At 40.6% G+C, this 8,716-nt stretch carries 6 protein-coding genes and 1 pseudogene; 1 reads left to right on the top strand and 6 read right to left on the bottom strand.

Going from position 1 to position 8,716, the window contains the following annotated elements:
- Positions 1 to 115: 115 nt before the first annotated feature.
- From G5T77_RS12675 to cadR, 6 genes are all read right to left on the bottom strand, one after another.
- Positions 116 to 1,015, bottom strand: a complete 900-nt coding sequence (locus G5T77_RS12675; RefSeq protein WP_166139605.1) for a cation diffusion facilitator family transporter — start codon at positions 1,013 to 1,015, stop codon at positions 116 to 118.
- Between the two features lie 86 nt (positions 1,016 to 1,101).
- Positions 1,102 to 4,260, bottom strand: a complete 3,159-nt coding sequence (locus tag G5T77_RS12670) for a CusA/CzcA family heavy metal efflux RND transporter (RefSeq protein ID WP_166139607.1) — start codon at positions 4,258 to 4,260, stop codon at positions 1,102 to 1,104.
- Positions 4,250 to 5,485, bottom strand: coding sequence for an efflux RND transporter periplasmic adaptor subunit (locus tag G5T77_RS12665; protein WP_004281853.1), 1,236 nt, complete (start codon positions 5,483 to 5,485; stop codon positions 4,250 to 4,252). Before G5T77_RS12665 ends, G5T77_RS12670 begins: the two co-directional genes overlap by 11 nt.
- A 1-nt stretch (position 5,486) precedes the next feature.
- Positions 5,487 to 6,854, bottom strand: a complete 1,368-nt coding sequence (locus G5T77_RS12660) for a TolC family protein (RefSeq protein ID WP_163170697.1) — start codon at positions 6,852 to 6,854, stop codon at positions 5,487 to 5,489.
- Positions 6,855 to 6,903: 49 nt separating this feature from the next.
- Positions 6,904 to 7,314 (bottom strand): hypothetical protein, encoded by a 411-nt coding sequence (locus G5T77_RS12655; protein ID WP_005180699.1) that lies wholly within the window; start codon positions 7,312 to 7,314, stop codon positions 6,904 to 6,906.
- A gap of 142 nt (positions 7,315 to 7,456) precedes the next feature.
- The gene (gene cadR / locus G5T77_RS12650) at positions 7,457 to 7,849 is read right to left on the bottom strand and encodes a Cd(II)/Pb(II)-responsive transcriptional regulator (protein WP_004281856.1); all 393 of its coding nucleotides are present in this window, start codon (positions 7,847 to 7,849) and stop codon (positions 7,457 to 7,459) included.
- Positions 7,850 to 7,939: 90 nt separating this feature from the next.
- Here cadR and G5T77_RS12645 point away from each other — a divergent pair.
- Positions 7,940 to 8,689 (top strand): annotated as a pseudogene (locus G5T77_RS12645) (heavy metal-associated domain-containing protein); the annotation flags it as partial.
- Between the last annotated feature and the right edge of the window lie 27 nt (positions 8,690 to 8,716).

Here is an 8,716-nt window from a genome sequence, read left to right as displayed (position 1 = left end):
TGGTTATTTGCAACAGTGCCGTTTAAAGTGCGTGTGATAAATAGAAGTGTAATACAGGAAAATGGTAAGGTTTATCAGCCTAGTCATCTGTCCATTATGTAGAAAGAGCAGCACTTTAATGTTTATGCTGTTCCAATGTATTACATTCCTTACTTTCTATTTGTAACGTAATTTCAGTAATACTATGATTATGTTTTAGAACTTCTAAGGCCTTTTGATAGAGTTGATCTGTATTGCTATTCGGAGCAACCAAATGAGCAGTTAAATGAATATTTTTTGAGGATATAGCCCAGACTTTCAACTGATGAATCCCTTCAACGCCCTCTAGCTTCAATAAATCATTTCTTAACGACTCAATATCAATCTCATCAGGAACTCCTTCAAGCAGAATATTAATACTTTGTTTTAATAAAATCCAAGTTCGAGGTAAGACCCAGAAGCCAATTAACACAGCGATTACGGTATCAACCCACATCCACTGGGTAAAATAAATAACTATTCCTCCGATAATCACGCCTATCGATCCTAGAGCATCACTAAGAACTTCTAAATATGCACCTTTTATATTTAGACTTCCTTCAGCACTAGCAGAAAGGATTTTCATTGAAATCAAATTTACGACCAAACCAATGACCGCGACAATCATCATTTCAACACTTTGAATTTCAGCAGGGTTCGTAAAACGTTGATAAGCTTCATATACAATATATATTGCTACCACAAAAAGCATCACCGCATTAAACAGAGCCGCTAAAATTTCAAATCGCTGATAGCCAAAAGTTCTTTTATCATCTGCGGCTTTTTTACCAATTTTGATAGCGGCAAGAGCAATAGCTAAAGCGGCTACATCAGTAAACATATGAGCTGCATCAGATAACAAAGCCAAACTTTGGGTAATAAAAGCAGCGACAACTTCTACTATTAAAAAAGTAGTCGTTAAACCTAAGGCAACCATTAACTTCTTACTATTTTCTTCAGTAACAACCGCATGGCTATGATCATGATGTTCTGACATAAAATATTTTCCTTATTCTATTTATGATGAGCAGAGATATTGGATAACAGCCAATATCTCTGCTGTAAATCGACTAATCTATTGGATTAAGAAACTTTCTTTTCATTCATCCAGCGGTACAGTACGGGCAATAAAACCAATGTAAGCAGGGTAGAGGAGATAATTCCTCCAATAACCACTGTTGCTAAAGGTCTCTGTACTTCTGCCCCAGTTCCGGTTGCCAAAGCCATCGGGACAAACCCAAGGGACGCCACACAAGCGGTCATCAGCACAGGTCTAAGACGCAAAATTGCACCCTGCCACGTTGCATAATAAAGGTCATATTGCTGTCGCAACTCTTTGATAAAGGTGAGCATGACTAAGCCATTCAGTACAGCCACCCCCGATAGTGCAATGAAGCCAACCCCTGCTGACATGGATAATGGAATGTCACGCAACCACAACGCGATTAAGCCTCCACATAAGGCAAACGGGACACCACTAAAGACCAGTAAGCTTTCTTTGATATTATGGAATACAGCCATCAATAAAATAAAGATCGTCAACAATGCGAGCGGAACCACCAATTGCATACGCGCTTTTGCAGACATCAGATTTTGAAATTGACCGCCATAATCTATCCAATAACCGCTTGGTAATTCCTGTTTGGATAACGTGCTCTGAAGTTCTGTTACGAATGAGCCTAAATCGCGTCCTTCTACATTTGCAGTAATAACCACCCGACGTTTACCATTTTCACGGCTGACCTGATTAATACCCAGGATATTTTCAACGCGTGCAACATCTTGCAGTTGGACTAAACCACCATTTGGCAATTGAACAGGAAGTAGCGCTAACTGCTCGGGACTACGCTGGGATTCATCTAGACGGATAACAAAATCAAAACGCTTGTCTCCCTGTAGAATGGTTCCAACATTTTGACCACCGACACTTGTCGCCACCAGATCCTGAATTGCTCTTACCGACAAGCCGTATTGTGCTGCTCTGGACTTATCAACTTCTACATTCAACAAGGGTAAGCCGCTGGTTTGCTCTACATTAACGGCTGTCGCGCCTGAAATTGATTTAATTTTCTGAGAAATCTTATTCGCTTCACGATTCAGAATTTCCATATCATCGCCAAATAACTTGACACCCACATCACTTCGCACCCCTGAAATTAACTCGTTAAAACGCAGTTCAATGGGTTGCGAGAACTCACTGTTATTTCCCGGCAATGTCGCTAAGAAAGTAATCATTCTTTGGCGAAGCTCATCAATCGTTTGTTTTGGATCAGGCCATTCATCATGAGGTTTTAACAGTACCACGCCATCTGAAATGTTGGGTGGCATGACATCTGTGGCCACTTCTGCTGTACCGGTACGGGCAAAGATTGCTTTAATTTCAGGAAATTCTTTCAACAGTAACTTTTCAGTATTTTCCTGCATTCTCAGTGACTGTTCTAACCCTGTACTTGGGGAACGCATTTGCTGAACAGCAAAATCACCTTCACCCAGTTGAGGTGCAAACTCGCTACCTGTTTGAGTAGCTAGCACACCCGTAAGCACTAAAATACAGGCAGCCACAATAGTCACAAATAAACGAAGCTCATAGGCTCTATCTAAAAGCAATTCATATTTAGTTTTAAGCCAATGCATCCAGCGACTTTCGGTTTCCTTGACTTCTCCAGTGACAAATAGGGCAACTGCGGCTGGCACAAAAGTGACAGATAAAATCATGGCCCCAATTAAAGCCAGTACAACCGTCATTGCCATAGGATGGAAAAGTTTGGCTTCTACACCCGTCAGGGTAAAGATAGGTAGATAAACTACCAAAATAATTAACTGTCCAAAGATGAGAGGACGACGCGCCTGTTTTGCAGCCAAGAAGACTTCTTTAAATCTTTCAGAACGGCTAAGTAAACCACCTTTCAGCTTCTGAGCTTCTGCTAGCCGACGGATACAGTTTTCTACAATAACCACTGCACCATCAATAATAATACCGAAGTCCAGTGCCCCTAAACTCATCAGATTTGCACTAATCTTCTGCTCTGCCATTCCCGTCAAGGTAAACAGCATTGACAGTGGAATAACGCAAGCCGTGATCAGCGCAGCACGGAAATTACCTAGAAAGAGAAATAAAATAACAATGACGAGGATTGCACCCTCAATCAAATTTTTCTGAACGGTTTTGATCGCCCGATCAACCAAATGCGTACGGTCATACACAGTCTCAATCACCACACCTTTAGGTAGCGATTGCTGGATCGATTGCACCTTTTCATCAATGGCTTGAGCAACGGTACGGCTATTTTCTCCCATCATCATCATGGCAATACCCAATACAGTTTCTTCACCATTATAGGTTGCAGCCCCTGTTCTTAAGTCATGACCAATTGAGACATTGGCGACATCTGCCACCCGAATAGGATAGCCGTTTTTATTGGTAATACTGATGTTCTGGATATCTTCAATCGTGTTTAAAGTGCCGGGAACACGAACCGTTAGCTGTTGTCCATTTTTCTCAATATAGCCAGCACCACGGTTTTCATTATTCTCTGTTAAGGCAGTTTGTAAATCAGACAAAGGAATTTGCAATTGTTGCAATCGGTTCAGATCAGGGGCAACCACATAGGTTTTATTAAAGCCACCGATACTGTTGATCTCCGCAACGCCTTTTACGCGCTGTAATTGCGGTCTTACAATCCAATCCTGAATTTCACGTAAATCCATCGCCGAATAAGGGGTTCCATCCGGCTTTTTAGCATTTGGTTCGGCTTTAATCACCCATTGATAGATTTCACCTAAACCTGTCGAAATAGGCGACATGTTAGGTTGCACATCTTCAGGCATTTCTCCCATTGCTTCTTGCAAGCGCTGGTTGATAAGCTGTCTGGCCCAGTAAATATCCGTGCCATCTTCAAAAATGATGGTCACTTGCGATAAGCCGTAGCGTGAAATAGAACGGGTTTGTTCCATTTTCGGCATGCCTGACATGGCATTCTCGATTGGATATGTAATCCGCTGTTCCATTTCTAAAGCCGTAAAACCATTGGCTGAAGTGTTAATCTGCACCTGAGTATTGGTAATATCTGGTACAGCATCAATCGGTAACTTTTGATAACTATAAATACCAATAGCAATCCAAGCCGCAATAAACAGCATGACCCAGATTGCGTTATGGATAGAAAACTGGATCAGTCGATCAAACAGTCCTTCAGGTTTTACCGATTCGTGGTCTGGAATTTGAGGAGTTTCAGTGCTCATGTGAAGCCTCTCCTTTTTCCAGCTCGGATTTCAGTAAAAAACTGCCTTGAGCGGCATATTTTTGTCCCTGACTAAGCCCACTCACCACTTCAATCCATTGGCTCTCCCCAGATGATTGCCCTAATTTCACAGGTTGCGGACTGAATTCAACTTTTTGTCCATGCTGAGTGGCGACAAAAACCACATCTTTTCCATCGACATTCTGAACTGCGGACTTAAGTACCCGTAATGCGGTACTTTCACTCCGTTGTTGCAACTGTACGTTCACCATCAAGTTTGGACGTAATTCGGTTGCATTCGATTCAACTTTTGCTCGCACCTGAAGACGACCTGTTTGAATATCCGCTTCAGTATTTAAAGTCTGAATAACAGCTTGATAAACCTTTTCTGTTTGCAAGGATTTAAATTCGATCTTTTGATTCGGGGCTAAGCCCATAATTTCAGAATTTGGAACAATAAACTCAAGCCAGAGTTGATCTAACCGGTCTATCGTAAAGAGTTGATCGGCTAACTGAACATTTTCCCCGAGAACCAAATCCTTTTTACTGATCACGCCAGAAATGGGAGCTTTCAAAATATAGCGTCCGTTACTGGCATTCACTGCACCAAATGCACTTAAACGTGATTGGGCCGCTTGAACCTGAATTTGTGCCCGTTTATAGCTGTTATAAGCACGTTGATAGTCCTGTTTTGCTGAAATGCCCTGTGACCAAAGCTGACGCTCACGATCATAGTCTTGTTTCGCCAGTTCAAGGTTGGTTTGTTCAATTTTAAGATTGGCCTGCTGATCAACTAGATCAGGAACAAGCAACGCAGCCAAAGGCTGTCCTTTCTGAACTTTTTGACCGAGTTCTACATAGACATTTTCTACATGACCACTAAAACTCGGTGAGACGTGCGCTTGCTGATCCGTATTCACATTGAGTTTGGCAGGATAAGAACTTAATTTAACCACCGGGCCTTGATCGACCGCTGATAATTGTATGCCCTGTTCCACCAGTTGCTTGGCAGTCAGGCTCACACCTTCTGCATGCTCTTCGGTTTCACCGCCATGTTCTTCTCCGCTTTCTTCCTCTGCATGTTCATCTGATGTTTCCGATTTATTCTTACCAGTTAAGATCAAAAAAATACTGAGGAGTACGGTAGCGCCGATAACCAAACTAATCAGTAGAGGTTGAGAGATTTTTCCGCTCTGTTTTTTTAAGCTGTTTTTAAGATCGAACATGTTAATTTCCCCCACCAATGACAGGCATGGCCTGTATGTCTTGCCATAAGTTTTGATTGATTTGTGCAATAGCATCTTTCGACATGACTTCACTTGGGCTAATGCCTAAGCTCAAACTTTCTGCTTCAATGGCCTTTTGCCAGCCATCCCGTAACAACTGGACTTTACGCAGACGGATGTCTTGTAATTGAAGCGTGGCTTGCTGAACATCGGTTAAAGCAAACTTGCCTGCCAAGAAACCTTGTAGCGTCTTACTTTGAACTTGAGTCGCCAAAGGAATTTGAGTCTCGTCAACGACTTTGAATTGCAGCTCTAAACCCTGCAACTCGGTTAAAATTGTGCCTATTTGCAGCGCATTTTGCTTCAGATAAAACTCTTTCTGACGCTCTAATAAGTTCATTTTTTCTTGCGCGATTTTTATGCCATTTTGCTGACGATCGAAAATATTAAGCGGTACACTGACTCCGACTACTAATTGATTTTGTGTGGAGTTTTCCAAGGATTGGGTGCGGTTGACACCTAGGTTTAAAGTGGGGTTAGGACGTGCCTTTGCCCTTAGTTGATCAACCGTTGCTTGAGACTCTAATACCAGTAAAGCTCGATATTTCTCAACGTAGTTTTCCGCTAAATATTCTTGAACCTGTTCATGAGTCGATTTTGGCCAGAGCTTTTGTGAAGAGAGGTTTACCTGCAATGACTTATCAGACGTACCCCATAAATTTGATAATTGTTGGGTGGCCACTTGTACCTGTAAGTCTGCCTGTCTAAAAAGACGGATATTTTCAGCATGGCTTAAACGTGCGCGATTTACATCTACTTGGGCAATACTGCCTGCATTAAAGCGCTTTTCGATTGCTTGAAGGTTTTCTTGGCTCACCCGAAGTTGTTCATTGACAATGTTTTTTTCAAGTTCAGCAATGGCCAGTTGTGACCATACATATTTCACTGCAAGCTCAATTTGTGCTTGATAAATCTTCTGTTTCAGCGCTGTTTTATCTGTAGAGAGACTGGCTAATTTTTGGTTTGCTCTTCGCTCACCAAAAATATCCAAAGGTTGTGATATACCGATGGCAAGCTCTTTTTCATTATTTGAACCAAAGCCCGTTTGTTCAACTGACAATTCAGGATTTTTAAACAGCTTACTTTGCTGAAGATTCGTGGCATTAATACTATTTTGCGTTTCCCAGAAATTTTGGGACGCTTGATATTGGTTAACCTGCTCAATAGCTTGCTGCAGCGTTAAATCTTGAGTACTGGCGACTACGGAAGTACTGAAGCTGATCATTACAGATAGCAAGATACCGCTACCTAAGGCTGACCAGGATAAATTCAGGATGGAGGTATCCTGATGTAATTTGTTTTTTGACATGAAAATGCCCCACGCATAATGAAATTAGGAGTGGTGGGCTTTTATAAGACTACCCCACCAATAGTAGGGGCAAATCGGGAGGCGGGGTTAATTGATTCAGATAAGGGGGTTTATAAAAAGTTATTCCCAAATAAGTTGGGGTAATGCCGGTCTCAAAATTAGCTTTAAGCTTCAGATCATCGGGTGGGTCAATCTGAATCACGATTGTATTTGAGAAATGACTGCACTTTTCGTTAAAACAAACCTTCTGACAATAGTCATAGATTTCTTTATAGTTTTCTAGGGAATAAAGTGCTTGACGAGGACTATCACTCTTTTCGTCTAAATCGATTGGATTAGAGAGTATTGAATTGGGTATGTTTGGCATTTCATGCAGACACGCAGCCTCTGCCACACTCCAAATATTCTGGAATGTGAATAAGAGTACCAATATCTGGATTAGAAATGTTTTTCTCTTCATACACAAATCTGTATTTAAAACACCAATAAGAAGCTGTCCAGATCTATCAAAGATCTGATCACAGAATTTGAGTAACCTTAAACTTTTTGCAGCCTTAAGTAAAGATATACAGAATTTTTGAAAAAAGCATAGGTCTAGATAATCAAGCTAGATTTTTTAGAACTCCACATTGGTCAATTGTACATAAGCCATCACAAGTACCTCTTAAATCAGATAATTGTTCAATAAGCTTTTGTTGCTTGATTATATTTTCTCTGATAGCACTGACATGTAAGTCAATTAATTCATTCACATCTGAACAATTTTTCTTGGGATTATCTTTATAGGTGAGTAATTGACGAATTTCATTCAAACTCATATTTAAAGTTCGGCAATTCAAAATAAACTTAATTCGCTCAACATAGCCTATATCGTAAAGGCGGTAATTTCCTTCCGTTCTTTCGGGTTCCGGAATTAAACCTTCCTTTTCATAAAACCTAATTGTTAATACTGAACATGAGGTTTTTTTAGAGAGTTCACCAATTTTTAAATGCATTGAGTTGGTATTTCCAAAAAATCTTGACTCTATAGTAACTATAGGGATTCTAATATTCAAAGTTTATAAATTTTTTTAATGGGTATAACTATGAGTGGCTGTGGATGTAGTAAAGAAACACCATGCGAAGATAAGAAATCTCAACAAGAAAATCATCCATCAATTGCAGAAGCAAGCAATTCAAAGAATTGTGATAATACGCCTAGCTGTTGTGGTGAAGAGGAAGAAAAAAAATCTTCATCTCCTTGCTGTAACACTTCAAACAGTTGTGAAGATACCGCTCAATCCTGTTGTGGTTCTGATCCCAAAGAAAATTTAAGCACTGAAGACGTTTTAAAAGATTCGCACTACATGAGTGAATACTTAGTTCCCAAAATGGATTGTTCTGCGGAAGAACAGATGGTTCGTATGGCGCTATCTTCAATTGATGGTGTTCAAAAACTCATCTTTGATTTACCTAACCGGTCTTTAAAGGTTCTACATAATCAAAAAGATGAAAATATAACTACCAAACTTGAAGCTTTGGGTTTTGGTGCAAAGCTTGTGAAGACTGAAACTTATATAAGCAATCAACAGGCTAAGCAAACAAGTACCTACACCATTCCTAAAATGGATTGCTCTGCTGAAGAGCAAATGGTCCGTATGGCTCTTGCAGATATTGAAGCAGTTAAAGGTCTTACTTTTGATCTTCCCAATCGAAAACTGAAAGTCTTCCATAATGAAGGGATTCAGCAAATTACGGCTAAACTCGAAGGACTGGGTTTTGGGGCGAAACTTGATGAAACACAGCTTTCCTCAGGCGATATACCTAATGAACCTGATCCTGTGAGACAAGCTAAAGGGCACTGTTGCAAATAGTCGGTGGTG

The sequence above is a fragment of the Acinetobacter sp. GFQ9D191M genome (assembly GCF_011174875.1).
Taxonomy (GTDB): domain Bacteria; phylum Pseudomonadota; class Gammaproteobacteria; order Pseudomonadales; family Moraxellaceae; genus Acinetobacter.
The sequence above is the reverse complement of the archived record's forward strand: the minus strand, read 5'-3'. Positions and strand labels throughout refer to the sequence as shown.

Coding starts and splice junctions, on each gene's coding strand:
- G5T77_RS12670 (WP_166139607.1), bottom strand. CDS start 4,260: ATGAGCACTGAAACTCCTCAAATTCCAGACCACGAATCGGTAAAACCT.
- G5T77_RS12675 (WP_166139605.1), bottom strand. CDS start 1,015: ATGTCAGAACATCATGATCATAGCCATGCGGTTGTTACTGAAGAAAAT.
- G5T77_RS12665 (WP_004281853.1), bottom strand. CDS start 5,485: ATGTTCGATCTTAAAAACAGCTTAAAAAAACAGAGCGGAAAAATCTCT.
- cadR (WP_004281856.1), bottom strand. CDS start 7,849: ATGCATTTAAAAATTGGTGAACTCTCTAAAAAAACCTCATGTTCAGTA.
- G5T77_RS12660 (WP_163170697.1), bottom strand. CDS start 6,854: ATGTCAAAAAACAAATTACATCAGGATACCTCCATCCTGAATTTATCC.
- G5T77_RS12655 (WP_005180699.1), bottom strand. CDS start 7,314: ATGAAGAGAAAAACATTTCTAATCCAGATATTGGTACTCTTATTCACA.